We start from the raw sequence: 25,544 nt of genomic DNA on the forward strand, positions 1-25,544 counted from the left end.
CTTCGCGCCTTCCGCCAAAGCGGAAACCGGCCCTCGGGCCGGCGGGGCCTGGTCCAAGACCTGAACCAACCAGCCCGCCGCCGCGTGGACTGCAATCAAGAGCCGGGAGAAGACCCCATGGGAATTTCGGGAGTTTCATTCGACAAGATCGACGGCGAGATCCTGCTGGAATTCGAAACGCAGCCTGCGTCGAATCCGACATCCGACAAGGACCGCGCGGCGAAACTCGTTGACCCCGGCTTCGGGCGGGTTTTCACCGACCATATGGCTGTGGTCCGCTACAGCCAGGGCAAGGGCTGGCATGGCGCGCGCGTCGAATCCCGCGCGAACTTCGCGCTCGATCCGGCAACAGCCGTCCTGCACTACGCTCAGGAAATTTTCGAAGGCCTCAAGGCGTACAGGCGCGACGATGGCGGCGTGAACCTGTTCCGTCCCGACGCCAATGCCAAACGCTTCCGCAGTTCAGCCGAGCGGATGGCGATGGCGCCGCTGCCCGAGCCTGTGTTCATCGAGGCGGTCGAGCGGCTCGTGCGCATCGACCGCGACTGGATTCCCGGCGGCGAAGGCAGCCTCTACCTGCGCCCCTTCATGATCGCCAACGAAGTCTTCCTCGGGGTGAAGCCGTCCGCCGAATACATCTTCGCGGTGATCGCGTCGCCGGTCGGGTCCTATTTCAAGGGCGGCCCTGCGCCGGTGTCGATCTGGGTGTCGGAGAACTACACGCGCGCCGCGATTGGCGGCACCGGCGCCGTCAAGTGCGGCGGCAACTACGCCGCAAGTCTGCGTGCCCAGGCGGAAGCCATCGATCACGGCTGCGATCAGGTGGTCTTCCTGGATGCGGTGGAGCGCCGCTACATCGAAGAACTCGGCGGCATGAACGTGTTCTTCGTATTCGACGACGGCTCGCTGCTGACGCCGCCGCTCGGCACCATCCTGCCCGGCATCACGCGGGACTCAATTATCGCGCTCGCGAAGGAAACCGGCACGCGCGTACGCGAGGAAACCTACACGATCGACCAATGGCGCGCGGACGCGGCCAGCGGCAAGCTGAAGGAAGCCTTCGCCTGCGGTACGGCAGCGGTCATCTCGCCGATCGGCAAGGTGCGTTCCGCGAGCGGCGATTTCATTATCAACGGCGGTGCTGCTGGCCCGGTTGCAATGGGGCTGCGCAAGAAGCTGGTCGACATCCAGTACGGCCGCGCGGCCGATGAGCATAACTGGATCAGAAAGGTTCTGTGACCGGCGGCGGCACGCTATCCCATTGTGACCGCGTGCCGCCGTGCATCACACTGACTCACCATGAAGTCCACCAGCGCGCGCACCGAGGGCAGCAATCCGCGTCGCGACGGAAACACCGCGTGAATGATCCCGCTCTTGGGAATCCATTGCGGCAGGACGTGAACGAGTCGTCCCGCCTGGACATCCTGCCAGACCATCATGGTCGGCAGTTGCACAATGCCGACGCCCTTGATCGCGGCCTCGCGCAGCGCCGCCATATCGTCCGTCACGAGTCGCGGATCGTGAGAAACGGTTGCCGTTGTTCCGTCGGAATGGTCGAGCGACCAGTTGTGCTCGCGATGCGGTGGCCCGAGATCGAGACTGGGCAAGCCATGCAGGTCGGCCGGACTTTTCAGCTGCTTTCGCCCCTTTAACAACGAAGGGCTGGCGACGAGACACTGGGTGCTCTCGTCAAGCCGGCGCATCACCAGTTCGGTATGCTCAAGCGGCGGAAACCGCACCCTGATCGCAATATCGAATCCTTCGCCGATCACATCGACCCGCCGGTTGGTGCTCTCCAGATGAATCTCGACGTGCGGATTGGCGATCATGAATCGCGCGATCATCTCGCCGAACTGAAAATTGATCAGCGCAGTCGGACACGCCATCCGGATCACGCCCCGCGGCTCCGAGCGGATGCGTTCGATCACCGACTGCGCGGCTTCGGCCTCGACCAGCACGGCCACGCAGCGCTCGTAATACTCCTGTCCAATCTCGGTCACAGAGAATCGCCGCGTGGAACGCTGGATCAGCCGCACGCCGAGCCGCTCTTCGAGCAGCGCGATCCTGCGGCTCAGCTTCGATTTCTGAATCCCCAGCGCCCGGCCCGCGGCGGCAAAGCCGCCGCGATCGACCACTTGGACGAAATAGTAGAGATCGTTGAGATCCTGCATTATCCTATTTATAGGACACAGAGTGCATTCTCGCAATCTTCTGGCGTGACTGTTCCGATAATACAACCAGTGCATCAGCAATCGGGGATCGCCCCGATGCCCAGGAGATCCATCATGAAGAAGGTTCTTGGCACTTACAGCAATCCCAACATGCACTGGGTCGGCGACGGTTTTCCGGTCCGCTCGCTGTTTTCCTATGACAGCCTCGGAGAGCATGTCAGTCCGTTCCTGCTGCTCGATCAGGCCGGACCGTACAATTTCGGGCCCGCATTCAAACCGCGTGGCGTCGGTCAGCACCCGCATCGCGGCTTCGAGACCGTGACAGTCGTCTACGACGGTGAGGTTGAACACCGGGATTCCACCGGCAAGGGCGGCGTGATCGGCCCCGGCGACGTGCAGTGGATGACCGCGGCCGGCGGCATCCTGCACGAGGAGTTTCACTCGAAGGGTTTCACGCGGAGCGGCGGGCCGTTTCGCATGATCCAGCTCTGGGTGAATCTCCCTGCAAAGGACAAGATGAGCAAGCCGGGCTATCAGACGATTACGGATAGCGACATCCCCGTGGTCGATCTGCCCGGCAACGCGGGGTGGGTGCGGGTGATTGCGGGGGCCTTCGACGGCCGCAAGGGACCGGCGCGGACGTTCACGCCGATCAATCTCTGGGACGTGAGAGTGAACCGCGACGCGGCCGTCACCCTCGAGCTTCCCGAGGGGCACACGACCATGCTTGTCGTTGTCGCCGGCCGGATCACCGTCAACGGCACGCAGGACGCCGGCGAGGCCGAAATGGTGATGCTCGACCGTAACGGCAGCAGTGCGACCATCGACGCAAGCAGCGATGCGATCGTGCTGGTGCTGACAGGCGAACCGATCGATGAGCCGATCGTCGGCTACGGCCCGTTCGTAATGAACAGCGAGGCTGAAATCCGTCAGGCCGTTGACGATTTCAACTCGGGCCGTTTCGGCGAGATCGCACGCGCGTAAACCAATGCTCCGGCCTGACTGACCAGGCCGGAGCTTTTTTTTCGAAAACATCCCATCAGCGGCGGAGCGCTCGCCCCGCCCGACCGGCGGAGGCGTGGCCTGCGCGCGGCACCCCTGCGAGCATCTCAAAGAAGGAAGGAAAAACTATCATGACCAGCGAAGCCATCCGCGATCCGGCCAAGGATCATCTGCTCACGCCGCAAAACTCGGCATTCATCGTTATCGACTATCAGCCCGTTCAGGTGAACTCGATCGCCTCGATGGACCGCCCGGCTCTCGTCAAGAACATCGTCGGCACCGCGAAAACCGCGATCGCCTACGGTCTTCCCGTCGTCCACTCCACGGTCAACGTGAAGACCGGCCTCAACAAACCGCCGATCCCTCAGCTTGCGAAGGTGCTGGCGGACTATCCCACCTACGACCGCACCACGATCAATTCATGGGAAGACGTCGAATTCCTGAAGGCGGTGAAGGCCACCGGCCGCAAGAAGCTGATCATGACGGCACTGTGGACTGAAGCGTGCCTGACGTTCCCAGCGCTCGACGCACTCAAGGAAGGCTACGAAGTCTATGTCGTGGTCGATGCAGTCGGCGGCACCTCAGCCCTCTCGCACGAGATGGCGCTGCGCCGGATCGAGCAGGCGGGCGGCAAGATGATTACCCTCGTGCAGCTGCTCTGCGAACTTCAGCGCGACTGGAGCCGCACCGACACCGTGCCCGCATTCCTCGATATCAACATCGAACTGGGCGGCACCGCCGGTCTCCAGTTTGCCTGGGACCAGGCCGAGCGCGCAAAGAAGTAAGCGCCCGGAGCGGAATCGCAATACAGGCGCGCCGCTACCCAGCGGCCGCCTTCCACATCTTATAAATGTCTTCCGCGCCTTCCGGCCGCACCGGCACATACGCCACTTTGAGCGCATGATGCTGCATGACCGGCCGCGCCATCTCCGCATAGATCGCCGCCGTCGACAGCCCGTAGGGCTCGCCGTCCTCGTTGGAATAGGCGTAAGTCACTTCGGTGATGCCGGTGAGATGCATCGCCGCGAGGCACATCGGGCACGGATGGCCGCTCGCATAAATGACGCAGCCGTCAAGGCGTGGTGAGCCGAGTGCGCGGCTCGCTGCGCGGATCGCCTGCAATTCTGCGTGTGTCGTCGGATCGCCGGTGGCTCCAATTTCATTCACACCGGTTGCAATCACTTTGCCGTCCTTCACCAGCACGGCGCCAAACGGCCGGCCGCCGCGATGGACGTTGTCACGCGCAAGATCGATCGCCTCGCACAGAAAGCGTTCAGCCGACATGCCGCACCCTCCTCAGGCCAGCGCCTCTGCCGGAATCCAGAACACCTCGCCGTCAGAGTCCTCGGTGTCGAGCCACAGCAGCGGCAGGTTCGGATAGGCATCCCCCAACACATCGCGGCCGCGGCCGATCTCACACAGCAGACCGCCGTCCGGCGTCAGATGATCCTTCGCCTCGTCCAGAATCCTGCGCACGAGGTCGAGGCCGTCGTCGCCGCCATCGAAAGCAATCGAGGGTTCATGCAGGCATTCGCGCGGCAGGCCCGCCATGCCTTCCGCATCCACATAGGGCGGATTGGTGATGATGAGATCGTAGCGCGCATCGCCGATGGCGTCGAACAGATCGCCTTCGAAGAGCGAAATCCGATCCTCAAGACCGTAATCGGCGACATTGCGCGCGGCGACCGCCAGCGCATCCGGTGAAATGTCCACCGCGTCGACGGTCGCATTGGGAAAACTCTGACAGGCGAGGATCGCCAGACATCCCGAGCCGGTGCACAGATCGAGCACGCGTGTGATGTTGCCCGGATCGTCGATCAGCGACCCGCCTTCCTCTTCGAGGTCACCACCGAAATGCGAATCCAGCAGTTCGCCGATAAAGGAGCGCGGCACAATGGTGCGCTCGTCGACATAGAACGGCAGGCCGCGCATGTAGATCTTGTTGACGAGATAGGCCGAAGGTTTCCGGGTCGCGATGCGCTTGTCGATCAGCGCAAGAATTTTCGCGGCCTCTTGCGAGGTGACCCGCGCATTGGCGAACATCTCGAACTGGTCCGGATGCAGATGCAGCGTCTCGCAGACGACAAACGCCGCTTCCGCCACCGGATCGGTGGTGCCGTGGGCGAACACCACGCCGGCTTCGACAAAGCGGCTGACGCCATAACGCATCAGGTCGAGCAGCGTCAGCAACTCACCGGGTGCGGCCTTGAGCGGCTTTGCGGCCTTCAACACCGTCTTCGGCTTTGCGCCCGCGCGTTTCGCAGACGCCTTCTTTTTCGCCGCAACGGATTTCGCTTTCTTCGCCATCACTTCTTCCACCGCGCTGCTGCGTTGTCGTCATGGGTCTGCGCATCGACCCAGACCGTGTTGTCGTCCGTGCGTTGCTCGGATTTCCAGAACGGCGCATTGGTCTTGAGATAATCCATCAGAAATTCCGCGGCCTGAAATGCCGCCTCGCGATGCACCGACGCGGTCAGCACCAGCACGATGTTGTCGCCCGGCACGACGCGGCCAAAGCGATGGATCACCGTGACCCCGGTCAGCGGCCAGCGCGCGATCGCCTCGGACACATGCCGCCCAATCTCGGCCTCCGCCATGCCGGGATAGTGCTCGAGCGTCATTGCGGCGATCGCCTTGTCGCCCTCGCCGCCCCGGCAGATGCCGGAGAAGCTCACCACGGCGCCGATGTCGGTGTTGCCCTTGGTCAGCGCCGCGATTTCCGCGGCGATGTCGAAATCCGCGGACTGGATCCGGATGGTGACGGGCGTCGTCATCGGAGGGTCAGCCGCCGGTCATCGGCGGGAAGAACGCGATCTCGCGCGCACCGGCGATCGCGGTGTCAGGCTTTACATGGGTATGGTCGATGGCGGCTCGGATCGTGCGCGGCGAAGCGAAGGCGCTGGCGTATTCCTCGCCGCGCGCCACGAGCCACTGCATCAGGTCGGACACGGTGCGCACGCTCGCCGGCGGCTCCAGCGTTTCCTCGGCCTTGCCGACGCGTTCGCGCACCCATGCGAAATACAGAACCTTCACCGGTCTTCCTCGGTCAGATGATGGATTCCCGCGCGCAGGTAATCCCATCCGGTGTAGATGGTGAGAATCGCCGAAATCCACAACAGCACGATGCCGATCAGGACGGTCGGCGGCAGGATCATTTCGCCCGCCTCGCCTGCAATCAGGAAGCCGATCGCCACGAGCTGCACGGTCGTCTTCCATTTCGCCAGTTGCGACACCGGTACGCTGATGCGGATGGCCGCGAGGTACTCGCGCAGGCCCGACACCAGAATCTCGCGGCACAGGATCACAATGGCTGCCCACAGCGACCAGCCGCGAATGGTTTCGTCCGCCGCCAACATCAAGAGGCACGACGCCACCAGGAGCTTGTCCGCGATCGGGTCGAGCATCTTGCCCAGCGACGATTGCTGGTCCCAGATCCGGGCGTAATAACCATCGAGAAAATCGGTGACGCCCGCCGCGATGAAGACGAACAGCGCCACCCAGCGTAGCCACAGCGGCGCGCCCATGATGGATTGCGCATACATGCAGCCGATCACCACCGGAATCGCGGCAATCCGGGAGTAAGTCAGGATATTGGGCAAAGACAGCGAGCGCTTTGCTGGCTTCGGGGCGGCGACACTGGTCATGATGTTACCAATACTGCGAAAGTGTCCGCGTCAACAGCCCGTTGGGCGCATTTGGGGTAAGTCTAATTGCTGGCGTGGGTGCGCGGTCACCCGCTGCCGGGATGGAAGAAATCGAAGATTTTACGTGCACTTTCAGCGCTCACGCCCGGAACCTTGCCGAGATCGGCCACCGAGGCCCGCTCGATTTCCTTCAGGGTCCCGAAATGATGCAGCAGGGCACGTTTGCGTGACGGGCCGATGCCTGGGATTTCCTGCAGTCCGGCCTCGCGGATGTCCTTCTTGCGCAGCTTGCGGTGCGAGCCAATGACAAAGCGATGCGCCTCATCGCGCAGCCGCTGGATGAAGTACAGCACCGGATCGCGCGGCTCGAGCTTGATCGACGGCCGGTCCGGCATGAACAGGGTTTCGCGCCCGGCGTCGCGGTCCGGCCCCTTGGCCACCGCGATCAGCGACACATCCGTCAGGTTCAGTCCGGTGAAAATCTCGCGCGCGGCATTGAGTTGGCCCTGTCCGCCGTCGATGATCACAAGGTCGGGCCATTGCGGCACGGCATCGTCGCTTTCCTTGTCCGGCTTCTTGCCGTCGGATGCACCGCCGATCAGCCGCTTGAAGCGCCGCTCCAGCACTTCGCGCATCATGCCGTAGTCATCGCCCGGCGCGAGACCTTCCGACTTGATGTTGAACTTGCGGTACTGATTCTTCAGGAAACCTTCCGGCCCCGCGACGATCATCGCGCCGACCGCATTGGTGCCCTGGATGTGGCTGTTGTCATAGACCTCGATCCGCTTCGGCACGCGCGGAAGACCAAGCGCCGTCGACAGCCCTTCCAGCAGCCGCGTCTGCGTCGCAGTATCGGCGAGCTTGCGGCCGAGCGCTTCGCGCGCATTGGTCAGCGCGTGCCCGACAAGTTCTTTTTTCTCGCCACGCTGCGGCGTTGAAACCTCCACCCTGGACCCCGCCTTGACGCTGAGCGCCTCTGCCAGCAGTTCCTGATCCTCGACACGATGCGACAGCAGGATTAACTTCGGCGGCGGCTTGTCGTCGTAGAACTGCGCGAGGAACGAGCCGAGCACCTCGCCGGCATCGATCGATTTGTCGGCGCGCGGGAAGTAGGCGCGGTTGCCCCAGTTCTGGCCGGTGCGGAAGAAGAACACCTCGACGCAGGAATAGCCGCCTTCCTGATGGATCGCGAACACATCCGCTTCTTCCACGGTGCGCGGGTTGATGCCCTGCTGCGACTGGATCGCGGAGAGTGCGGCAAGACGGTCGCGATACAGCGCGGCGCGCTCGAATTCGAGTTCGTGCGACGCCTTCTCCATCTCGCCCGCAAGTTGCTGTTTCACCAGCCGCGAGCGGCCGGAAAGAAACTCATTCGCCTCGCGCACCAGTTCGGTGTAGCCGGGAAAATCGATCTCGCCCGTGCAGGGGCCGGAGCAGCGCTTGATCTGATACAGCAGACACGGCCGCGTACGGCTCTCGAAGAATGAATCGGTGCACGAGCGCACCAGAAACGCGCGCTGCAGCGCCGTGATGGTGCGGTTGACGGCGCCGACCGACGCGAACGGGCCGAAGTAACGGCCAGGCCGGGTCTGTGCGCCGCGATGCTTGACGATCTGCGGCGCCCAGTGATCGCCGGTAATGAGAATGTAGGGGAACGACTTGTCGTCGCGCAGCTGCACGTTGAAGCGCGGACGAAGCTGCTTGATGAGGTTGGCTTCCAGCAGCAGCGCTTCGGTCTCGGTCGCGGTGGAGACCATTTCCACATTGGCGGTCATCGCGATCATGCGCGCAATGCGCGCCACCTGACCTGTCGGGCGCGCATAGGACGCGAGCCGCTTCTTCACGCTCTTGGCCTTGCCGACATAGAGCACGTCGTTGGCCGCGTTGAGCATGCGATAGACGCCGGGCGAGGTCGGCGCGAGTTTCACCGCGCGCTCGATCGCCGCGCGTCCGATGGCGAGCGTGCCTTCCCCGGTGAATTCGGCGGAATCATCGACCGGTTCCGGAAGACGTGCTTCCTCATCTTCCTCGGCCGGGATCGAGGCCGGGTCGAGATCCTGTCCGCGCAGGCTCCGTGCGGAAGGTTCCTGCGGAAGCGCGTCCGGCACCGGCTGATCCGGTGGCTGCGTCGGGTCGGAGGTGTCGTGAATCATGGCCAGAACTTAAGGGCTGCGAGGTCATTCATCCAGCAGGGGCCCCCGCGCGGAGGAACCCGGTCCGGCTTCCGGCACGCGGGCGCCGCGGCCCGATTTGTAACACTTTCTTAAGGATGTGAATGGGGCGGCGGGCCACCTTAACGACCGCTTAACATAAAACTCTCGATAAATTTTATGCAGAAAAGACGGATTTCCGTAACCACGCGGAGCCGCTGCGCCTCGAAGGACTAACAACGGCCACGCCGACGTGCGCGTGAGGAGAGTTAAGATGAGCAAGAAGATTTTTGGCGCGATCATCGCCGCCGCAACATGCGTGAGTGCGTCCGCGCAGGCAGCAGACATGTACGGCCGCCGCCCGTATGCACAGCCCTATACGGTCGCGCAGCCGCTCGCCAACAGCTGGATCGGCCCCTATATCGGCGGCAATCTCGGCTATGGCTGGGGCGACGTGTCCAACAGCGGCGCGAAGCCATCTGGCGTGCTCGGTGGACTTCAGGCCGGTTACAACTGGCAGAACGGCGCGTGGGTGGCCGGCATCGAGGCCGACATTCAGCTCAATTCGTCGGACGATACATTCGCCGCCTGGAAATTCTCCAACCCCTGGTTCGGCACCGTGCGCGGCCGCGTGGGTTACGCGTTCAACAGCATCCTGCTTTACGGCACAGGCGGTCTCGCATTCGGCTCGCTGAAGGCACAGTTGCCGGGCGGCCTGTCGGAAACCAACACGTCAGCGGGCTGGACGGTCGGCGCTGGCGCTGAATTCGCGATCAATCAGAACTGGTCCGCCAAGGTCGAGTATCTCTATGTCGATCTGAGCGAGAAGAACTTCCTGATGACCGGTGTGTCGAACGGTTACCAGTTCAGCACGGTCCGTGTCGGCGTCAACTACCGCTTCTGATCGAAACCGCGTATCCGCGATCCATCATCCCGGGCCTTGCGCCCGGGATTTTTGTTTCGGCCATGACGTCCTGCAATATCAGGGCGAAATCACGAGATTGACCGCCTTCGGTCCCTTGCCCTTCTTGTCGGGCTCGACTTCAAACGTAATACGCTGTCCTTCGATCAGATCCTTCAAGCCCGCGCGCTCGACCGCAGTGATGTGCACGAACACATCGCGTCCGCCGTCGTCCGGTTTGATGAAACCGTATCCACGTTCAGCATTGAAGAACTTGACGACACCTATCATGGCCATCGGGAACCCCTCCCCGCATTGCACCTCCGGCGCGCAACGCGCGTCGGTCAGGCCCGGCATTCACTGCCGGAAAGCGGCGGCCTTGAAGAGCGCCTCCCAAAAACCGGAAACGCCCGGGGCCTCTCGTCATTCCGCCGCGGCCATTCGCGGGCGCGGAACGTAAAAGCCGACCTTCACGCCCGTAGCATAATACGGTTCCCGGCAAATTGGCCATGCCGCATTTGGGTTAATCGTGCGAACGAAATCACGGCATCTGACAGTCGCTGCGCGTGCAGTGCATCAGGCGCGTATCGTCTCGATCCGAAAGCGGCCCGCACCGCCGAGGCCCAGCGGCTTCTCGAGTTCGTGCAGGATCGACCTCAACTCCGCGGCGAGAGTCCATGGCGGATTGACGATCAGCAGGCCGGCGGACACAAGTCCCGAGTCCGGCGTCTGCGGTGCGACGCTGAATTCGACACGAAGACATCGCGCGTCGCTGCTGCCAGTGTTCGCCACGCGCGCCACATGTTCCGCCAGTGAGTCGGTCGCGCGGCGCTCTTTCACCGGATACCAGAGCATGTAGATGCCGGTCGGCCATTTGGCATACGCCGCACTGAAGCCGTCCGCCAGCCGCTTGAACTCGTCGCGGCTCTCGAACGGCGGATCGATCAGCACCAACCCGCGCCGCTCCTTCGGCGGCACGAACGCGGGCAATCCGGTCCAGCCGTCGAGATCGACCACGCGCGCCTGCTCGTCGCGGCGCAATGCGGAGATCAATTGCTTGCGTGCATTCGGCTCCAGTTCGCAGGCGACCAGACTGTCCTGCGGCCGCAGCAACGCGCGCGCGATCAGCGGCGATCCCGGATAGGCGGTGAGATCGCGCTGCGGATTGAACGCGCGGACGATGTCGAGATACGGCGCGACCAGCGTCATCACCGGTTCGGACAGACGCGCCTGCATCAGCCGCGCAATGCCGGTGCGCCACTCGCCGCCGCGCTCGGCCTCAGTGCTTGTCAGATCGTAAAGCCCCGCGCCGGCATGGGTGTCGATCACGCGAAATGCGGCGGGCTTTTCATGCAGATAGGTGAGGATGCGCGCCAGCACGATGTGCTTGATGACATCGGCGAAATTTCCGGCGTGGAATGCGTGACGGTAGTTCATGCGCGACAGTTACGACATCGCGCGATGAAAGTAACCTGTGCTTATCCCCCGCGCACCGGCGGCATCACCACCTTGTCGCGACGGCAGGACCGGCGGTCGATTTCCTCGCAGGCGCGGAACTGCAAATCCTTGCTCATGCAGATGCGCACTTCGTTGAGGCGCTTGCTGTCGCATTGCACGGCAATCGCCGAACTCGACAGGCCGGGATTGGCCTTGATGAAGGCGTCTTCGACGTCGCCGGGGCTGACCAGTTTGGTGTCGGACAATTCGAGATAGTCGGCGGGAATCTTCACCGCCGCGCGGGCCTTGCGGATGGTCTCGAAATAGGCGCGCGCCCCCAGCCCCGAACAGGTGCCGTGCTTGTCCCATTCGTTGTAGATCAGTCCCGGCGCCGGCATCAGATCGAGCATCGAGGTCATGACATTGCGATCGAGCCTCGGCGACGGCCGCTGGCAGTAATTCGGAAAGCCGCGATCATATTGCGGCCACAGCCCGTGCACGACAAAGGAAAACGGCCGTCCGGCGCACTGGGCCTGGATGCCACGTCCGGAATTGCCGCGCTCATGCGCGGCCTGACAGAACGACGGCGACCACGATAGCGAGAGCACATAGAAATCGAATTCACCGGGGGCGTTCTGGCGCTTGTCCTGCGCCGCCGCCGAGCCCGCGATCACGCCGGCGATCGCAAGGCCGAGCAGCGGAGCGATCAGGCGGCGGAGTGAAGGAAAGAAATCAGCGCGGAAAAAACCTAATGAAACACCCGTGGCCGACGAAACGGACCTGAAACCGGACATGGCAACGCCCCCTACTCTCACCGCATCCTCCGGCCAGCACCGGATTTTTACGTGCGGATGACCCTGCTCAAAGCCTAGTCAGGCCACAGGAACATTTCAAGAACAAAATCGCCTCGTCCACCGCGACGCGGACGAGGCGCTCCGATGATAATGGGATGATTCGCGAAGCTTACGGGCGCGCCGCCTTGCAGGAAGGGTTGTAGGCCCAGTTGCGGTCGAGACCGACCACACACCATTCGACGCCCGAGTCGAATCCGGCGAAGCCGCCGTCCTCGATGATCGAGTAGTGCACCTGACGCGCGCGACCGTCGTTCAGCATGGCGCTGGCGGTGCAGAAGCGGCGTGGAATGCTGTCATTTGCCCAGGCCCGGAAAGCAACCTCGTGGACGTTGGCGAAGCCAGTGATTTCAAGGGCGGAATTCCAGAACTTGCCCTCTTTTTCAGCGAACTGCTGGGTAATGGTGCCCAGCGCCTCGTTGCAGGGACGCATGTTCCCATCATAGCGCGGGCCGGACAGCCAGAAATTCCGCTCCAGCACATTGGCTGCCTCGGCGGCCGGGCTGAGCGCCATCAGGCCAGCCACGGTGCCAAGCGCCACGGCGAGAGTCAGTTTGCGAAGGGTCGAGAAAAGGTCGCGCATGGGAGCGGTCCACCGGAATCCGGGATGATGTTGTGCCGGAAGGTGCCGCGAAGCCACCAGCCGGTCAAGTGCAGCGCGGCAACACTTGGCCGCCAACCCCCGCCGAACCGCACGGCATTCTTTCCATGACAGCCCGACCACCTTATGGTGCGGACGAGATTCCATGGGAGACGACGATGCGGATAACAGGCAAGGCGATTCTGGCGACGGTCTTCGGAGCGCTCATGAGCGCGCAAGCCAGCGCCGCCTGGTTCGACATCGACACGGTGCCGCCCTTCAAGGGCAACGACACCGGCGGCATCATCGCCTATTCGCTCTACAAGGAAGGCGCGGACGTCAAGGCGATGGCCCTCAATCACTGCGCCAGCTACGGCAAGTCGGTGAAGCTGACCGGCGTCGACGCCCAGTACGGCGGCTACATTTCCTTCTCCTGCGTCTGGGTCCATCCGGGTCATCTCAACCGGCCGCTGCGCGTCGGCTACTAGGGCTCCATCAGGGAGACATCCATGATGCGAATGCTTCCGCTCTTTCGCATCATGGCACTGGCGATTTGCGGCAGCGGTCTTGCCGCCGTTCCGGCGTTCGCCGACCCGGTCGAAATGCCGAGCCGCAAGCCGGGACTCTGGGAACTGAAGCTGGACAAGGCCGGTGCCCAGACCATGCAACAATGCACCGACGCCACCACCGAAAAAGAGATGGCGGCGACCTTCGGGGCGATGGCGAAGGAAATGTGCTCCGGGCAGGACATGAAGAAGACCGCGACCGGCCTGGTCGTCGAGTCGACCTGCAAGATCGGCAACATGACGTCCGTCTCGCACACCGAGTTCAGCGGCGACTTCAACTCGGCCTACACGGTGACCACCACATCGAAGAACAGCGGTGGCCCGGCGGGCATGCCTGCCGAAACCACCAATGTGCTCGAAGCGAAATGGATCGGTGCCTGCAAGCCGGACCAGAAGCCCGGCGACATCCTGATGCCCGGCGGCGTGAAGATGAATATCAAGGACATGAAGGCGATGCGGCCGAAGCAGTGATTGCGTAAGGCCTTCTCTAAGCGCGTCGTCCCCGCGAAAGCGGGGACCCATACTCCCCGTCGTCGAATTTTATAAGAGACGCCGCCGTCTGCATCTCATCGGATGGCTCGGTGGTTATGGATACCCGCTTTCGCGGGGATGACGACCGAGGGTGTGTGGATTTCGTTACTTCCCGATCTTCCAGGGATCGTACTTTTCTTTCGAATCCGGAACGTTCTTCATCGCGGCCTTGGCGGCGGCTTCTTCGCGGGCCATGCGCTTCTGCGGATCCTCGCCCTTGGTCTGGGACCCTCCGCTCGTGTCGGGACGGCCCCTGCCCTGCGCATGGGCCTGCCCCGCAAACAACACAGCGGCTGCAACAGCAATCAGGACGAGGCGCATCGGATATCTCCGTAGGAGGCTGGCGGCCGGAAACTAGCTCCGTTCATGGGCCGAGAACAATCAGAAATGCTCAAGATCCGGCGCGGCGCCTGTCAGACGACGCCGAACCGCTTTTCAAAAGCCGCGACATTGATCGCGCCGCGCCGATGCGTCCCATCGCCGATCTTGCGGTCGCCATCCCAGGCCTCGACATCGAACAGCACACTCTTTGGATCGATCTGCCGGACACGTGACGTGACGCGCACGGTGCGTCCGATCGGCGTTGCGGCGAGGTGGCGGACATTCACCTCCATGCCGACGCTGACATGGCCTTCCGGCAGCAGGCGCGCGATGGAGGCGGTGCAGGCCTCCTCCATGTGCAGGATCATGACGGGAGTCGCATAGACCGGCGGCATGGTCGCCAGGAAATGCTGCACGGTCATGTCGTGCGTCACCGTGACGATCCTCTCACCGGGAATGCCGACGGTGACTTTCTCAAGCGTGCTCATGCAAACGTCCTGAATCCGAAGTTCGCTTCGGGCTATTTTGCCGCCGCCTTGCGCTCAAGGAACGTCTTGCCGCCCTTCATCTTGTGGGTCAGCGGCGCCTCGTTGATCTGCACCGTCACGACCTCCGCATCGACGCCGAGGTTCTTCACCAGCGCCTGGGTGATGTCCAGCATCATGCCCTTCTTCTGCTCGTCGGTCCGTCCGGCGGCCATGTTCACGATTACCTCAGGCATGCTCGTTTCCCTTTTTTCTTTGCGACAGAAATTGTCAGACGTGAAACTTCAATCCATCGACGATCTTGTCAACCACCTTGCGCTCGGCACGGAACGCCAGCCCGACCAGATTGAGATCGGCGCGGATGACGGCCTGCACCGCCGCCCGGTTGGCGGCGTCATGGGTGGTCTTGAACATGTCCTCGGTATAGACGGCGGGCTTCACGTCGCGCGCCAGGGCGCGTTCGAGCGCACGCGACAGCGCCGGCCGGTCCGCGCCGTAGATCAGGATCGGCTGACCGATCAGCGCATGATAGTTCGTGCCGGACTTGTCTTCGTAAGGCGCGCCGACACATTCGGGAAACGCCGCCGCGATGCCGCTGGCGAGGAAGGCCGCGACGTTCAGCTTCTGCCATGTTTCGAGATCGGTGCGGATGACAAGGGCAACCTTGGTGTCGAACTGCATGCGCGACCGTTACTGTTCTTATTTTTCGTTGGCCCAGGGCACATTGTGGCGCTCGAGAATTTCGCGAACCTTTCCGACCAGTTCGCTTTCCTTGCAGGCGATCTGGGCCTGCGTCTGCTTCTGCAGATAGTCGTCGCGATTGCCGGTATCTCCAGCAAGCTCCGCGCCGATGATCAGATCCTTGATCTGAACCTCGCCCTTCGCTTTCTCGTCGCCCCCCTGAATGACCACACACGGGGAGTTGCGCCGGTCGGCATACTTGAACTGGACGCCGAGGTTGTTCTTCGGATTACCGAGATACATTTCCGCGCGAATACCCGCGCCGCGCAGCGTCGCGACGAATGTCTGGTATTGCGCGATCTCGTTGCGATCCATCACCACAACGACGACCGGGCCGAATTCCGGTGTGGTGTCGATCTTGCCGAGCAGCGTCAGCGCAGCCTGCAACCGCGATACGCCGATGGAGAAGCCTGTCGCAGGGACAGGTTCGCCGCGAAAGCGCGACACAAGCCCATCATAACGTCCGCCGCCGCCGACCGAACCGAAGCGCACCGGTCGGCCCTTTTCATCCTTGGTGTCGAGCAGCAGTTCAACCTCGTAGACCGGGCCGGTGTAGTATTCGAGGCCGCGCACGACAGTCGGATCGATGCGAATGCGATCACCGTAATCACGCACAAGCGCGGCGATTTCTCTCAACTCGCGCTGGCCTTCCGGCCCGGACCTGGTTGTTTCAAACCGGCTTTGCAGCTCATTCAGCCCGTCGAAGTTATCGCCGCGAGACGGCTGGCCAACCGCCCCCAGCACGAATTCGATTTGCGTCGGCGTCAGGTTCGCGCCCTTGGTAAAATCGCCCTTGCCTTCTTCGCCGCCGTCCCAGCGGCCAGCGCCGAGCAGCTTGCTAACTTCAGCAGCCGAAAATTTATCCAGCTTGTCGACCGCGCGCATAACGGTCAGCCACTGGCCGTCGCTCTCAATGCCGATCGCTTCCCGCACACCGTCGAGCACCTTGCGGTTGTTGACCTTCACCACGTATTGCCCGCGCGGAATGCCCAGCGCTTCCATCGTGTCCGCCGCCATCATGCACATCTCGGCGTCGGCGGCAGGTGAAGCGCTGCCAACGGTGTCGGCGTCGAACTGCATGAACTGCCGGAAGCGGCCGGGACCGGGCTTCTCGTTGCGATAGACATAACCGTTGCGGTAGGAGCGGTACGGCTTCGGCAACGTCTCGAAATTCTCCGCGACATAGCGCGCCAGCGGCGCGGTCAGATCGTAGCGCAGCGAGATCCACTGCTCGTCATCGTCCTGAAACGAGAACACGCCTTCGTTAGGCCGGTCCTGATCGGGCAGGAACTTGCCGAGCGCATCGGTGTATTCCATTGCCGGGGTTTCCACCGGCTCAAACCCGTAGCGCTCATAGACCTCGCGGATTGTCTCCACCATCTGCCGCGTGGCGGCGATCTCGGCGGGCGTGCGGTCCACAAGGCCACGCGGCAGGCGCGCGCGCAGTTTCTGGGGCTTCTTGGGCTTTTTGTCGGACATAGATTTTCGTGCGTTCCGATATCCAAATAATCTGGATATTGGCCCACGGGTTATCAGCCGAGGCGCAAGCGAGCAACCGTGCTCTCTTATCCCTCCCCCTTGTGGGGAGGGTGGCGCGTTGTGAGCGAAGCGAACGATGCGCCGGGTGGGGTACGCGCGGACGAAGGACCCCACCCCGGCCTCCGCTGCGCTCGGCCGACCCTCCCCACAAGGGGGAGGGATTGTTCAATCGTCGTGCATCAAAGGACGGAGAAACTAATTCACCAGCACCGCGCCGTCGCAGCGCACGCCGGTGACCCAGACATCCGCCTGGCCAAGACCCACGCCCAGCGTCTGCAACACCGAATTGAGCAATGTATCGATCGATCCGGTCGCGCCGCCGATGATACTGGCGACCAGCGCGCCGATGCCGGGGATCGGCAGGCCGAGCGGCCCGAGTTGCACACCGAGTTGCAGATCGCCCAGCAGGCTGGTTGTCAGCGACGATGTGAACGACGTGGTGTTCACGGTCTTCTTGGTCTGCGCCTGAATGTCGGCATAGCTGAAGGTCACGCTGGTCGGCGACGCGTTCGCCATCGTCGCATGCGCCCGGCCCGTCACCTGGATCGCGCCGAGATTGACGATGTTGACCGCCGGCGGATTCGGCTTGGTGGAGAAATTCGTCATCATGCTGGACGTCACATCGCCGACCCACGCATCGACAATGCCGGGTGAAACGCCGAGCGTCACCGACGACGTGTTGACGTTGGGATAGCCGCACGACACCGCGTTAAGCGTCGCGGTGCCCGCCGCGATCTCGACATAGACCGGAAGGTTGACCACCGACACCGCGCCCGAGCCGACAAGCTGGATCTTCAGCAGCACGCGCGTCTGCGCGGTATGCACGCTGGCGCCCAGCGATCCGACGGTGATCCAGCTTGTTCCCACCGGCCGCTCGCCGACGGTGGCCTGCAATGTGACGCCGGCGATGCCCGGCAGCGACAGGTTCACATTGGCCGCGATCTGGTTGGTGCCGTTGGCCAGCGCCGCCATGGCCGAGAGCAGATCGAGCGCCGAGACGTTTGCGCCGACCTTCGGCTTCTGCCCGACGGTAAGACCGGAATACGGCCCGACGCTGATCAGCGCCTTCGGCGTGATGCGGGTGGTGAGGCCCGAGATCGCCGACGACAGGCTGGAGAGCGCTGCAAGCGCGCCGTTGTTGCCGGCCGCTGCGGTCTGGAGCGCCGCCACGATATCCGTCACCTTCAGGTTGCTGTTCAGCAACGTGTCGTAGCTCACACCGGTCAGGTTGACCCGCGTTGCCAGCGCCGAGAGGAAATCGAACGCATCGATCTTCGCGCTGAGCAGCGCGTTGTAGTCCATCGCCGACAGCGACAGCGTGGTGCCGAGCATCCCGCCGAGCAGCGAATTGAGCAGACCGCCGTTGAGCGACACCAGCCGCGACCCGATCGCGAAACTGGCGAGCCGTGTGGTGCTGGCGATCGCGGTCGCCTTGAGATTCCACTGGCTGTCGCCGGTCAGCGCCTTGCCGAAATACAGCGGCGTCCTGGTCTGCATGGTGACCCGCACCGCATTGGCGGGCGTGGCCGCCGCCACGAAGCGCTGCTGCGGCGTCAGGGATGCATTCGCCGTGTAAACACCGGGTTCGACAGCCACGAGCGACTCCGGTGGATAGTTGTTCTTGGCGACGGTCGCCGCAGCAGCGCGGGACGCATTGGTCAGGTCGCTCGCGGCGACGAGCGCCGCGAGGTCGGCAGCACTCTGGGTCCGCCGCTTGTCGGCGAAGATGGCGCCGACATCGACGCCGAGCGCCGCGCAGGCGATCACGAGCAGCAGACTGGCCGCGCCCATGATCGCGATATTGCCGCGCTCATCGGCGGAGAAACGTCGAAGCAAGCTGCGCATCACAACCTCCCGAGACTTCTTCTGTTCAGTATCCCCCGCGCGGGATCGCCGCCGAGCGCACGATGGCAGGCGACGGCATCGGCACGAATGTGGGCAACGAATAGATGAACATGCCGGAGGCGTCGTAATTGACGGAGACGACGAAGACGTTGGCGTCGGAGACCGACGTCGCGGCGCTGACGGTGAGCTTTGCCGGATCGATCAGCGGGTAGGTATTGACGTTGCCGGTGACATAGCTGCTGGCGAGCGTGCTGCGCTCGCTTTCGCTCAATCCCGCGACCGAGGACCGAGCGGCTTCGGCAGCAAGCTGTTGCACACCGTGAACCACTGCGAGATAGGAGCCGTACATGATGATGCCGAACACCATCATCAGGAACACCGGCGCAATCATCGCGAACTCGACGGCGATGGCGCCCTCGTGGGCGGCGCGGAATTTTTCGAACAGTGTGCGGGCCTGTTTCATGACGGGCATTTGCGCACACAACCTTTAAGGGCAAACTAATTCATACAACTACTATTGGTAGTAGTATTTTCCGACTGTGATCCGTGCCTTCACTTACGGGCGACCATGCGCCGCAATGCGTTCCGGATGCCTGCGGAACCTGATAGACTCTGCGCCTAACAAAGAAACTTGCTCCTTGCCGGAAGGAACGACCTTTGAATATTCAGCACCCCCGCCCGAACGTCGCGACACCGAACGACCTTGATGCCTTCTGGATGCCGTTCACGGCCAATCGGGCGTTCAAGGCCAGACCGCGCATGCTCGCCGGCGCCAAGGACATGCACTACTTCACCGCCGATGGCCGCAGCATCCTCGACGGCGCCGCCGGCATGTGGTGCAGCAACGCTGGCCACAACCGCGACTCGATCGTGGACGCGATCCAGAAGCAGGCCGCGACCCTCGATTACGCGCCGCCGTTCCAGTTCGCTCATCCGAAAGCCTTCGAACTGGCCAGCCGCATCGCCGCGCTGGCGCCGAAAGGCCTCGAGCATGTGTTCTTCTGCAACTCCGGTTCGGAAGCAGTCGATACCGCGCTGAAGGTGGCACTGGCCTATCACAACGGCCGTGGCGAGGCCGGACGCACCCGGCTGATCGGCCGCGAGCGCGGCTATCACGGCGTCGGCTTCGGCGGCATTTCCGTCGGCGGCATGGTCAACAACCGCAAGATGTTCGGCACACTGCTGACCGGCGTCGATCACCTGCCGACCACCTATGACCGCGACAAGCAGGCCTTCACCAAGGGCGAGCCGGAGTATGGCGCGCATTTCGCCGACGAGCTCGAGCGCATTGTCGGCATCCACGGTCCCGGCACCGTCGCCGCCGTGATCGTCGAGCCGATGGCGGGCTCCACCGGCGTCATTGCATCGCCCAAGGGCTATCTGCAGCGGCTGCGCGAGATCTGCGACAAGCACGGCATCCTGCTGATCTTCGACGAAGTCATCACCGGTTATGGCCGCCTCGGCTATGCCTTTGCGGCGGAACGCTACGGCGTACTGCCGGACATGATCACCTTCGCCAAGGGCGTCACCAACGGCGCGGTGCCGATGGGCGGTGTCCTGATCCGCGACGCGATCTACGATTCCTTCATGAAGGGCCCGGAACACGTCATCGAGCTGTTCCACGGCTACACCTACTCGGCCCATCCGCTGGCCTGCGCGGCCGGTCTCGCCACCCTCGACATCTACCGCGAGGAAGGCCTGTTCGAGCGCGCCCGGGCGATGGAACCGAAATGGGCCGACGCCGTGATGGCGCTGCGCAAGGAGCCGAACGTGGTGGATATCCGCACCGTCGGCATCACCGCGGGCATTGATCTGGCGCCTAACAAGGAGGGGCCCGGCAAGCGCGGCTTCGAGGCGCTGGACTCGGCGTTCCATGACAACGACCTGATGATGCGGGTGGCGGGCGATACCCTCTGCCTGACCCCGCCGCTGATCATCTCGGAGAGCCAGATCGGCGAGATCATGGACAAGATCGCCAAGGTGATCCGCGCGGTCGCCTGACCGTGCGTGATTTCCGCTCCCTGAATTAAGGCAACCTTCGCGGCTGCCTTAAGAATTTCGCGCCGAATCAAACTTGATGCTAAGCTCAGCCCCGTTCGGGGTTGGGCAGGCTTCATGATCCGCATTTCGACGATTTTCATCGCCATCTGCATGGTGCTGATCGCAGCGTCGCTTGGCCTGCTGCTGTATTCGCTGGCGGGCCTCAGCATCTCCGAATCCGCCATTGTCGCGCTGACCGCGCTGACCTTCCTGATCCTCTACAACGCGGTGTCGATGCGGCTGCGCGATCGCACCGACGTCGGCAGCCAGATCGCCGACCTGTCGCGCGGCACGGCGGACCTCGCACGCCAGGTCGCAGAGTTCGGACGCCGCATGAGCGCCATCGAAATCCGCCTGTCGGCGATCGATGCGAGCGGACAGGAACGCGTCCAGACCGTGGCAGGCGAAATCAGCGAACTGGGCTCGCTGGTCAAGCAGCTGGCCTCGTCCGTCGCGGCCCATGACGAGCTTCTCGCAAATGCCGTCAGCACGCTTACCGAACAGCAGGTTGCAGAACCTGTCAGCGCTCCGGCGAATGAGACGGACCATGTTGCTCCGGCGGCCGGCATCAGCGCGCCTGCTCCCGCTCAGCCAGCCGACGCACGGCCCGCAACCGCCAATCTCAACAACACCCAGCTTCTCATCGCCCTGAGAAACGCCATCGAGGCCAACCGCATCGACCTGTTTCTCCAGCCGATGGTGACGCTGCCCCAGCGCAAGGTGCGGTTCTATGAAGCCGTGGCGCGCGTGCGCGACGACAAGGACCAGTTGCTGACCGCAAGCGAATTCATCGGCACGGCGGAAACCGCAGGCCTGATCGGCCAGATCGACCACACCGTGCTGCTGCGCTGTGTGCAGGTGTTGCGGCGGCTGATGGTGCGCTCGAAGGATGTCGGCGTGTTCTGCAACATCTCGGGCACCACGCTGAGCAATCCCTCGGTGTTCGGCCAGTGCCTCGATTTTCTCGAAGCCAACCGCATCCTGGCGCCGTCTCTCATTCTCGAATTCAAGCAGAGCACCTTCCGCCATCTCGGCCCGGTGGAGAGCGAGCATCTCGCAACGCTGCAGCGGCTCGGCTACGGCTTCTCGATCGACAACGTCGCCGACCTGCGGCTCGATCCGCGCGAACTCGCTGATCGCGGCGTCAAGTTCATCAAGGTCCCGGCGGCGATGCTGCTCGACCAGAAGCAGTTGTCATCCGCCGACATTCACGCCGCCGACCTGTCCGATCTGCTCGGGCGTTTTGGAATTGACCTCGTGGCGGAGCGGATCGAAGGCGAGCGCGCCGTGGTCGACCTGCTCGATTACGATGTCCGCTTCGGCCAGGGCTTCCTGTTCGCGCCGCCGCGGCCGCTGCGGCCGGAAGGCGCAGCCTCGTCAACGGAACATGCCGCATCTGCCCCTTCGGCGGTTGACGCCCCCGCCCGGAAGGAAGAAAAAGCCGGCGTCCGGGCCGAGCCCCCTCGTGCGACGGGCACCGCTGCGCTGGTCCGCCGGGCATCTGCGCAGAAATAGCCAAAGCCTCTGCACAGAGAAGTGATCTTTTTCCATGAAGCTGCCTGACGCCGCCGCGCTGCGATTCGCCGATCATTTGCGCGACCTCACCACCGGCGTGGATGTCATTCTCAGCGACGTCTGGGGCGTGATTCACGACGGCCTCACCGGCTTCGTTCCCGCCTGCGAGGCGCTGCAAACCTTCCGCAAGCGGGGCGGCACGGTGATCATGATCACCAACGCGCCGCGCCCGGCCGATTCCGTGCAGCGCCAGCTCCGCCGGATGAACATTTCCGACGAGACGTATGACGCCATCGTGTCGTCGGGCGACCTCACCCGCAACTTCGTGGCGTCACACCACCAGCAGGCGGTTTTCCAGATCGGACCGGAGCGCGACAATCCGGTGTTTCGCGGACTCGACGTGAAGTTCACGACCATCGAGAACGCCGACTACGTCACCTGCACCGGGTTGTTCGACGACGAGACCGAAACCGCCGAGGATTATCGCGGCGTGCTGGAGCAGGCGCGTGCGCGCAATCTCACCTTCGTCTGTGCCAATCCGGACATCGTGGTCGAGCGCGGCGACCGGCTGATCTATTGCGCGGGCGCGATCGCCGAACTGTACCGCGACATGGGCGGCGAGGTGATCTTCTACGGCAAGCCACACCGCCCGATCTACGATCGCGCGCTGGAGCTGGCTGCGGAGAAGCGCGGCACGTCCACGCCGCTCGACCGCGTGCTCGCGATCGGCGATTCCGTCCGTACCGATCTCAACGGCGCCAACGGAATGGGACTGGATTGCCTGTTCCTGACCCGCGGCATCCATGCGGTGGATTTCGAGGGGCTCGACGTCGCGGACGAATTCTCGGTGCGGCGGCTGTTCGGAGACGCCAAGCCGCCGTTCGCGCTGATGCGCGACCTGACGTGGTGAATCCGCACGGGCAAGATCGGATGCCCGGCGGTTCGTGATCTAAGGTGCAGCATGATGAAATTGGCTTTCCCGATCTTTCTGACCGTCGCAGCCGGCGCGAGCATCGTGATCCAGCAGGTTCTCAACACCAACCTGCGAACGGCGCTGAGCTCCGCGGTATGGTCGGGTTTCACGAGCTATTTTGTCGGGCTCGTTTGCATGGTGGTTCTCGCCATAGCATTACGCGATCCCGTGCCGCAGATCGCGACCATGGCGCGAATTCCCTGGTGGGCCTGGAGCGGCGGTCTGTTCGGCGCGATTTTCATCGGGCTCGCGATCGTGCTGATACCCACTCTGGGAGCCGCGACGTTCATCGCCCTCCTCGTCACCGGACAGATGCTGGCGTCGGTGACGTTCGATCACTTCGGCTGGCTGGGTCTCGCACAGCGTTCAATCGATCTGCCGCGCCTGATCGGCGTCGCGATGCTGATCGGCGGCGTCATTCTCATCCGGCGGTGACCGCAAGCGGAATGACCCGCAACAAAATGCCCGGCACGAATGCCGGGCATCGAAATTCTAAAATCCTGTAATCGGCGCTTACGCCGGCGCGTGATCGGGGAACACCGCCTCGATCTTGGTCTTGAGCGTCGCGGCGTTGAACGGCTTGACGATGTAGTTGTTCACGCCGGCCTTCTTGGCGGCGATGACGTTTTCCGTCTTCGATTCAGCCGTGATCATGATGAAAGGCGTGGTGGCGAGATTCGGATCGCCGCGCACTTCCTTGAGCAGGTCGTATCCGGTCATCGGCTCCATGTTCCAGTCGGAGATCACGAGTCCGTACTTCTTGCCGCGCATCTTGCTGAGCGCTGCCGAGCCATCGCTGGCGTCATCGATATTCTCGAAACCGAGTTGCTTGAGCAGATTGCGGATAATGCGGATCATCGTGTTGTAGTCGTCCACAACCAGAACCGGCATCGACAAATCCATGGCCATCGCTGTTTTTCTCCCTCGAACGCAGCAACCGGCGTGCGTTTATCAACATTTTGCGGGCGGCTTCTGCCACCCGCAGTCGGGGCGAACCTAGCACCGGCGGCTTAAACAGCCCGTTAATCGGACCACATCGGGATTATCTTAAGTTGCGCCGTTAAGGCCTGATTCAGCAGCTTGACTCCGATGGCGGGCCGGGGTCAGGTCCGCCCGATTTCTTCAATGTCCTCCTTCCGGTACCCATGACGACAAGCTTTTCCGTCATTCGCGACGCCACTCCAACCAGCGCAATTGTAAAAGGCGCTGTGGTGGCGATGGGCAACTTCGACGGCGTCCATCTCGGCCACCGTGTCGTGATTTCAGCGGCCATCGACATGGCGCGCAAGCTCGGCAAGCCCGCTTATGCGGTGACATTCGAGCCGCACCCGCGCAGCTTTTTCAGCCCCAACACGCCGCAGTTCAGACTGAGCGACGAGGCCGCGAAGCTTCGCCTGCTGGCGGGCACCGGCCTCGACGGCGCCGTGGTAATGACATTCGATGGTGCCCGCGCCGGCACCACCGCACAGGATTTCATTAACCACGATCTCATCGGCCGGCTCGGAATCAGCGGCATCGCCGTCGGCTACGACTTTCATTTCGGCAAGGGACGCGCGGGATCGCCGTCACTGCTTGCCAGCGAGATGCCGAAGCTCGGTGTCGAGGTCCACATCCAGTCGCATGTCGACATTCTGGATCGCCCGGTCTCCTCGAGCGCGATCCGCATGGCGCTGGCCGAAGGCCAGGTCACCGAAGCGACCGCGATGCTGGGCGCGCCGTGGTTCATTTCGGGCGAGGTCATTCACGGCGAGAAGCGCGGCCGCGATATGGGCTATCCCACCGCCAACATCCGTCTCGACAAGAACTGCGGCCTCAAGCATGGCATCTATGCCGTGCGGGTCGGGATCGGCGACAAGCGGTTCGATGGTGTGGCCTCGTTCGGCCGCCGTCCGACCTTCGACAACGGCGCGCCGCTGCTGGAAATCTTCCTGTTCGGCTTCAAGGGCGACCTTTACGGCCAGAAGCTCGATGTCGCATTCGTCGGCTTTATTCGCGACGAACTGAAGTTCGACGGGATCGACGCCTTGGTGCGCCAGATGGATGACGACAGCGCAAAGGCCCGCGCCATGCTCGCCGCGGCCCCGGATGCGTTTCCGAAGCTCGGAATTGTCACGAATTGAGCAGCTTGCGGGCCTTTCCGATGCCCCCCATGCCTGCTATCTAGGCGTCATGTTGGCGCAGCGCACCATAATCGGCATTAGCGGCCCGGCTTCCGTCTGAGCACACGCTCGGCGCAAGACCGGGATCGATTT

Annotated in this window: 29 protein-coding genes and 1 pseudogene; 11 read left to right on the forward strand and 19 right to left on the reverse strand. The window is 63.0% G+C overall.

Going from position 1 to position 25,544, the window contains the following annotated elements; genetic code table 11:
* Window positions 1-117 precede the first annotated feature (117 nt).
* Window positions 118-1,239 carry a branched-chain amino acid aminotransferase gene (locus AC1Q67_RS06840; protein ID WP_492234725.1) on the forward strand — a complete coding sequence of 374 codons (1,122 nt, stop codon included), beginning with the start codon at window positions 118-120 and terminating at the stop codon, window positions 1,237-1,239.
* 14 nt (window positions 1,240-1,253) lie between these two features.
* Here AC1Q67_RS06840 and AC1Q67_RS06845 read toward each other — a convergent pair whose 3' ends face one another.
* Window positions 1,254-2,171: a LysR family transcriptional regulator gene (locus AC1Q67_RS06845; RefSeq protein WP_492234724.1), complete on the reverse strand. Its 918-nt coding sequence runs from the start codon at window positions 2,169-2,171 to the stop codon at window positions 1,254-1,256.
* Between the two features lie 114 nt (window positions 2,172-2,285).
* Here AC1Q67_RS06845 and AC1Q67_RS06850 point away from each other — a divergent pair, with 114 nt between their 5' ends.
* Both AC1Q67_RS06850 and AC1Q67_RS06855 read left to right on the forward strand, forming a co-directional pair.
* Complete coding sequence (locus tag AC1Q67_RS06850) at window positions 2,286-3,155, forward strand: pirin family protein (protein WP_492234723.1); 870 nt, start codon at window positions 2,286-2,288, stop codon at window positions 3,153-3,155.
* Between the two features lie 149 nt (window positions 3,156-3,304).
* A complete protein-coding gene (locus AC1Q67_RS06855) occupies window positions 3,305-3,958 on the forward strand; it encodes a hydrolase (protein ID WP_492234722.1) in 654 nt (217 codons plus the stop codon).
* 34 nt (window positions 3,959-3,992) lie between these two features.
* Here the strand turns inward: AC1Q67_RS06855 and AC1Q67_RS06860 are convergent, their stop codons facing one another.
* The 6 genes from AC1Q67_RS06860 to uvrC form a co-directional block, all read right to left on the reverse strand.
* Entirely contained in the window at window positions 3,993-4,457 is a 465-nt protein-coding gene (locus AC1Q67_RS06860) for a nucleoside deaminase (RefSeq protein WP_492234721.1), read from the reverse strand.
* A 12-nt stretch (window positions 4,458-4,469) separates the two neighbouring features.
* Entirely contained in the window at window positions 4,470-5,480 is a 1,011-nt protein-coding gene (prmB, locus tag AC1Q67_RS06865) for a 50S ribosomal protein L3 N(5)-glutamine methyltransferase (RefSeq protein ID WP_492234720.1), read from the reverse strand.
* Window positions 5,480-5,947 carry a molybdenum cofactor biosynthesis protein MoaE gene (locus tag AC1Q67_RS06870; protein WP_492234719.1) on the reverse strand — a complete coding sequence of 156 codons (468 nt, stop codon included), beginning with the start codon at window positions 5,945-5,947 and terminating at the stop codon, window positions 5,480-5,482. Before AC1Q67_RS06870 ends, prmB begins: the two co-directional genes overlap by 1 nt.
* A 7-nt stretch (window positions 5,948-5,954) precedes the next feature.
* On the reverse strand, window positions 5,955-6,206 hold the full coding sequence (moaD, locus tag AC1Q67_RS06875) for a molybdopterin converting factor subunit 1 (RefSeq protein WP_492234718.1): 252 nt from the start codon (window positions 6,204-6,206) through the stop codon (window positions 5,955-5,957).
* The gene (gene pgsA / locus AC1Q67_RS06880; RefSeq protein ID WP_024577718.1) at window positions 6,203-6,817 is read right to left on the reverse strand and encodes a CDP-diacylglycerol--glycerol-3-phosphate 3-phosphatidyltransferase; all 615 of its coding nucleotides are present in this window, start codon (window positions 6,815-6,817) and stop codon (window positions 6,203-6,205) included. The genes moaD and pgsA overlap by 4 nt, the downstream gene beginning before the upstream one ends.
* A gap of 86 nt (window positions 6,818-6,903) precedes the next feature.
* Window positions 6,904-8,970, reverse strand: coding sequence for an excinuclease ABC subunit UvrC (gene uvrC / locus AC1Q67_RS06885; protein WP_492234717.1), 2,067 nt, complete (start codon window positions 8,968-8,970; stop codon window positions 6,904-6,906).
* Between the two features lie 271 nt (window positions 8,971-9,241).
* Between uvrC and AC1Q67_RS06890 the strand changes: the two genes are divergently transcribed.
* Window positions 9,242-9,871: an outer membrane protein gene (locus tag AC1Q67_RS06890; RefSeq protein ID WP_024577716.1), complete on the forward strand. Its 630-nt coding sequence runs from the start codon at window positions 9,242-9,244 to the stop codon at window positions 9,869-9,871.
* A gap of 78 nt (window positions 9,872-9,949) precedes the next feature.
* Here AC1Q67_RS06890 and AC1Q67_RS06895 read toward each other — a convergent pair whose 3' ends face one another.
* The 4 genes from AC1Q67_RS06895 to AC1Q67_RS06910 all read right to left on the reverse strand — a co-directional run bounded on the left by AC1Q67_RS06895 (window position 9,950) and on the right by AC1Q67_RS06910 (window position 12,739).
* Window positions 9,950-10,165, reverse strand: a complete 216-nt coding sequence (locus AC1Q67_RS06895) for a cold-shock protein (RefSeq protein WP_024577715.1) — start codon at window positions 10,163-10,165, stop codon at window positions 9,950-9,952.
* Between the two features lie 279 nt (window positions 10,166-10,444).
* Window positions 10,445-11,305, reverse strand: coding sequence for a 23S rRNA (adenine(2030)-N(6))-methyltransferase RlmJ (locus tag AC1Q67_RS06900; RefSeq protein ID WP_492234716.1), 861 nt, complete (start codon window positions 11,303-11,305; stop codon window positions 10,445-10,447).
* A 41-nt stretch (window positions 11,306-11,346) separates the two neighbouring features.
* Window positions 11,347-12,099 carry a ribonuclease T2 family protein gene (locus AC1Q67_RS06905; protein WP_492234715.1) on the reverse strand — a complete coding sequence of 251 codons (753 nt, stop codon included), beginning with the start codon at window positions 12,097-12,099 and terminating at the stop codon, window positions 11,347-11,349.
* 169 nt (window positions 12,100-12,268) lie between these two features.
* Window positions 12,269-12,739, reverse strand: a complete 471-nt coding sequence (locus tag AC1Q67_RS06910) for a hypothetical protein (protein ID WP_492234714.1) — start codon at window positions 12,737-12,739, stop codon at window positions 12,269-12,271.
* Window positions 12,740-12,915: 176 nt separating this feature from the next.
* Here AC1Q67_RS06910 and AC1Q67_RS06915 point away from each other — a divergent pair, with 176 nt between their 5' ends.
* On the forward strand, window positions 12,916-13,224 hold the full coding sequence (locus AC1Q67_RS06915; RefSeq protein WP_492235693.1) for a hypothetical protein: 309 nt from the start codon (window positions 12,916-12,918) through the stop codon (window positions 13,222-13,224).
* Window positions 13,225-13,245: 21 nt separating this feature from the next.
* Window positions 13,246-13,773 carry a DUF3617 domain-containing protein gene (locus tag AC1Q67_RS06920; protein ID WP_492234713.1) on the forward strand — a complete coding sequence of 176 codons (528 nt, stop codon included), beginning with the start codon at window positions 13,246-13,248 and terminating at the stop codon, window positions 13,771-13,773.
* Window positions 13,774-13,938: 165 nt separating this feature from the next.
* On the opposite strand, the gene AC1Q67_RS06925 is transcribed toward AC1Q67_RS06920, so the two are convergent.
* The 7 genes and pseudogenes from AC1Q67_RS06925 to AC1Q67_RS06955 form a co-directional block, all read right to left on the reverse strand.
* Window positions 13,939-14,154, reverse strand: a complete 216-nt coding sequence (locus AC1Q67_RS06925; RefSeq protein ID WP_024577709.1) for a hypothetical protein — start codon at window positions 14,152-14,154, stop codon at window positions 13,939-13,941.
* Between the two features lie 92 nt (window positions 14,155-14,246).
* A complete protein-coding gene (locus AC1Q67_RS06930; protein WP_492234712.1) occupies window positions 14,247-14,642 on the reverse strand; it encodes a thioesterase family protein in 396 nt (131 codons plus the stop codon).
* Between the two features lie 32 nt (window positions 14,643-14,674).
* Window positions 14,675-14,875: a tautomerase family protein gene (locus AC1Q67_RS06935; RefSeq protein WP_024577707.1), complete on the reverse strand. Its 201-nt coding sequence runs from the start codon at window positions 14,873-14,875 to the stop codon at window positions 14,675-14,677.
* 34 nt (window positions 14,876-14,909) lie between these two features.
* A complete protein-coding gene (locus tag AC1Q67_RS06940) occupies window positions 14,910-15,320 on the reverse strand; it encodes a DUF2000 family protein (RefSeq protein WP_492234711.1) in 411 nt (136 codons plus the stop codon).
* A gap of 152 nt (window positions 15,321-15,472) precedes the next feature.
* A pseudogene (gene hisS / locus AC1Q67_RS06945) lies at window positions 15,473-16,859 on the reverse strand (histidine--tRNA ligase); the annotation flags it as partial.
* Between the two features lie 255 nt (window positions 16,860-17,114).
* Window positions 17,115-18,764, reverse strand: coding sequence for a TadG family pilus assembly protein (locus AC1Q67_RS06950; RefSeq protein WP_492234710.1), 1,650 nt, complete (start codon window positions 18,762-18,764; stop codon window positions 17,115-17,117).
* Between the two features lie 25 nt (window positions 18,765-18,789).
* Complete coding sequence (locus AC1Q67_RS06955) at window positions 18,790-19,236, reverse strand: TadE/TadG family type IV pilus assembly protein (protein ID WP_492234709.1); 447 nt, start codon at window positions 19,234-19,236, stop codon at window positions 18,790-18,792.
* Between the two features lie 185 nt (window positions 19,237-19,421).
* Here AC1Q67_RS06955 and aptA point away from each other — a divergent pair, with 185 nt between their 5' ends.
* The 4 genes from aptA to AC1Q67_RS06975 all read left to right on the forward strand — a co-directional run bounded on the left by aptA (window position 19,422) and on the right by AC1Q67_RS06975 (window position 23,727).
* Window positions 19,422-20,765: an omega-aminotransferase AptA gene (gene aptA, locus AC1Q67_RS06960; RefSeq protein WP_492234708.1), complete on the forward strand. Its 1,344-nt coding sequence runs from the start codon at window positions 19,422-19,424 to the stop codon at window positions 20,763-20,765.
* A gap of 114 nt (window positions 20,766-20,879) precedes the next feature.
* Window positions 20,880-22,319, forward strand: coding sequence for an EAL domain-containing protein (locus AC1Q67_RS06965; RefSeq protein WP_492234707.1), 1,440 nt, complete (start codon window positions 20,880-20,882; stop codon window positions 22,317-22,319).
* A gap of 34 nt (window positions 22,320-22,353) precedes the next feature.
* Entirely contained in the window at window positions 22,354-23,229 is an 876-nt protein-coding gene (locus AC1Q67_RS06970; protein ID WP_492234706.1) for a TIGR01459 family HAD-type hydrolase, read from the forward strand.
* A 51-nt stretch (window positions 23,230-23,280) separates the two neighbouring features.
* Window positions 23,281-23,727 carry a DMT family transporter gene (locus AC1Q67_RS06975; RefSeq protein ID WP_492234704.1) on the forward strand — a complete coding sequence of 149 codons (447 nt, stop codon included), beginning with the start codon at window positions 23,281-23,283 and terminating at the stop codon, window positions 23,725-23,727.
* A 78-nt stretch (window positions 23,728-23,805) separates the two neighbouring features.
* On the opposite strand, the gene AC1Q67_RS06980 is transcribed toward AC1Q67_RS06975, so the two are convergent.
* A complete protein-coding gene (locus tag AC1Q67_RS06980; RefSeq protein ID WP_006022043.1) occupies window positions 23,806-24,201 on the reverse strand; it encodes a response regulator in 396 nt (131 codons plus the stop codon).
* A 236-nt stretch (window positions 24,202-24,437) separates the two neighbouring features.
* Here AC1Q67_RS06980 and AC1Q67_RS06985 point away from each other — a divergent pair, with 236 nt between their 5' ends.
* Window positions 24,438-25,412: a bifunctional riboflavin kinase/FAD synthetase gene (locus AC1Q67_RS06985; protein ID WP_492234703.1), complete on the forward strand. Its 975-nt coding sequence runs from the start codon at window positions 24,438-24,440 to the stop codon at window positions 25,410-25,412.
* The last annotated feature ends 132 nt before the right edge of the window (window positions 25,413-25,544 follow it).

It is taken from the genome of Afipia sp. GW823-FHT06G09, assembly GCF_058794875.1.

Coding starts and splice junctions, on each gene's coding strand:
- AC1Q67_RS06840 (WP_492234725.1), top strand. CDS start 118: ATGGGAATTTCGGGAGTTTCATTCGACAAGATCGACGGCGAGATCCTG.
- AC1Q67_RS06845 (WP_492234724.1), bottom strand. CDS start 2,171: ATGCAGGATCTCAACGATCTCTACTATTTCGTCCAAGTGGTCGATCGC.
- AC1Q67_RS06850 (WP_492234723.1), top strand. CDS start 2,286: ATGAAGAAGGTTCTTGGCACTTACAGCAATCCCAACATGCACTGGGTC.
- AC1Q67_RS06855 (WP_492234722.1), top strand. CDS start 3,305: ATGACCAGCGAAGCCATCCGCGATCCGGCCAAGGATCATCTGCTCACG.
- AC1Q67_RS06860 (WP_492234721.1), bottom strand. CDS start 4,457: ATGTCGGCTGAACGCTTTCTGTGCGAGGCGATCGATCTTGCGCGTGAC.
- prmB (WP_492234720.1), bottom strand. CDS start 5,480: ATGGCGAAGAAAGCGAAATCCGTTGCGGCGAAAAAGAAGGCGTCTGCG.
- AC1Q67_RS06870 (WP_492234719.1), bottom strand. CDS start 5,947: ATGACGACGCCCGTCACCATCCGGATCCAGTCCGCGGATTTCGACATC.
- pgsA (WP_024577718.1), bottom strand. CDS start 6,817: ATGACCAGTGTCGCCGCCCCGAAGCCAGCAAAGCGCTCGCTGTCTTTG.
- uvrC (WP_492234717.1), bottom strand. CDS start 8,970: ATGATTCACGACACCTCCGACCCGACGCAGCCACCGGATCAGCCGGTG.
- AC1Q67_RS06890 (WP_024577716.1), top strand. CDS start 9,242: ATGAGCAAGAAGATTTTTGGCGCGATCATCGCCGCCGCAACATGCGTG.
- AC1Q67_RS06895 (WP_024577715.1), bottom strand. CDS start 10,165: ATGGCCATGATAGGTGTCGTCAAGTTCTTCAATGCTGAACGTGGATAC.
- AC1Q67_RS06900 (WP_492234716.1), bottom strand. CDS start 11,305: ATGAACTACCGTCACGCATTCCACGCCGGAAATTTCGCCGATGTCATC.
- AC1Q67_RS06905 (WP_492234715.1), bottom strand. CDS start 12,099: ATGTCCGGTTTCAGGTCCGTTTCGTCGGCCACGGGTGTTTCATTAGGT.
- AC1Q67_RS06910 (WP_492234714.1), bottom strand. CDS start 12,739: ATGCGCGACCTTTTCTCGACCCTTCGCAAACTGACTCTCGCCGTGGCG.
- AC1Q67_RS06915 (WP_492235693.1), top strand. CDS start 12,916: ATGCGGATAACAGGCAAGGCGATTCTGGCGACGGTCTTCGGAGCGCTC.
- AC1Q67_RS06920 (WP_492234713.1), top strand. CDS start 13,246: ATGATGCGAATGCTTCCGCTCTTTCGCATCATGGCACTGGCGATTTGC.
- AC1Q67_RS06925 (WP_024577709.1), bottom strand. CDS start 14,154: ATGCGCCTCGTCCTGATTGCTGTTGCAGCCGCTGTGTTGTTTGCGGGG.
- AC1Q67_RS06930 (WP_492234712.1), bottom strand. CDS start 14,642: ATGAGCACGCTTGAGAAAGTCACCGTCGGCATTCCCGGTGAGAGGATC.
- AC1Q67_RS06935 (WP_024577707.1), bottom strand. CDS start 14,875: ATGCCTGAGGTAATCGTGAACATGGCCGCCGGACGGACCGACGAGCAG.
- AC1Q67_RS06940 (WP_492234711.1), bottom strand. CDS start 15,320: ATGCAGTTCGACACCAAGGTTGCCCTTGTCATCCGCACCGATCTCGAA.
- AC1Q67_RS06950 (WP_492234710.1), bottom strand. CDS start 18,764: ATGCGCAGCTTGCTTCGACGTTTCTCCGCCGATGAGCGCGGCAATATC.
- AC1Q67_RS06955 (WP_492234709.1), bottom strand. CDS start 19,236: ATGCCCGTCATGAAACAGGCCCGCACACTGTTCGAAAAATTCCGCGCC.
- AC1Q67_RS06965 (WP_492234707.1), top strand. CDS start 20,880: ATGATCCGCATTTCGACGATTTTCATCGCCATCTGCATGGTGCTGATC.
- AC1Q67_RS06970 (WP_492234706.1), top strand. CDS start 22,354: ATGAAGCTGCCTGACGCCGCCGCGCTGCGATTCGCCGATCATTTGCGC.
- AC1Q67_RS06975 (WP_492234704.1), top strand. CDS start 23,281: ATGATGAAATTGGCTTTCCCGATCTTTCTGACCGTCGCAGCCGGCGCG.
- AC1Q67_RS06980 (WP_006022043.1), bottom strand. CDS start 24,201: ATGGCCATGGATTTGTCGATGCCGGTTCTGGTTGTGGACGACTACAAC.
- AC1Q67_RS06985 (WP_492234703.1), top strand. CDS start 24,438: ATGACGACAAGCTTTTCCGTCATTCGCGACGCCACTCCAACCAGCGCA.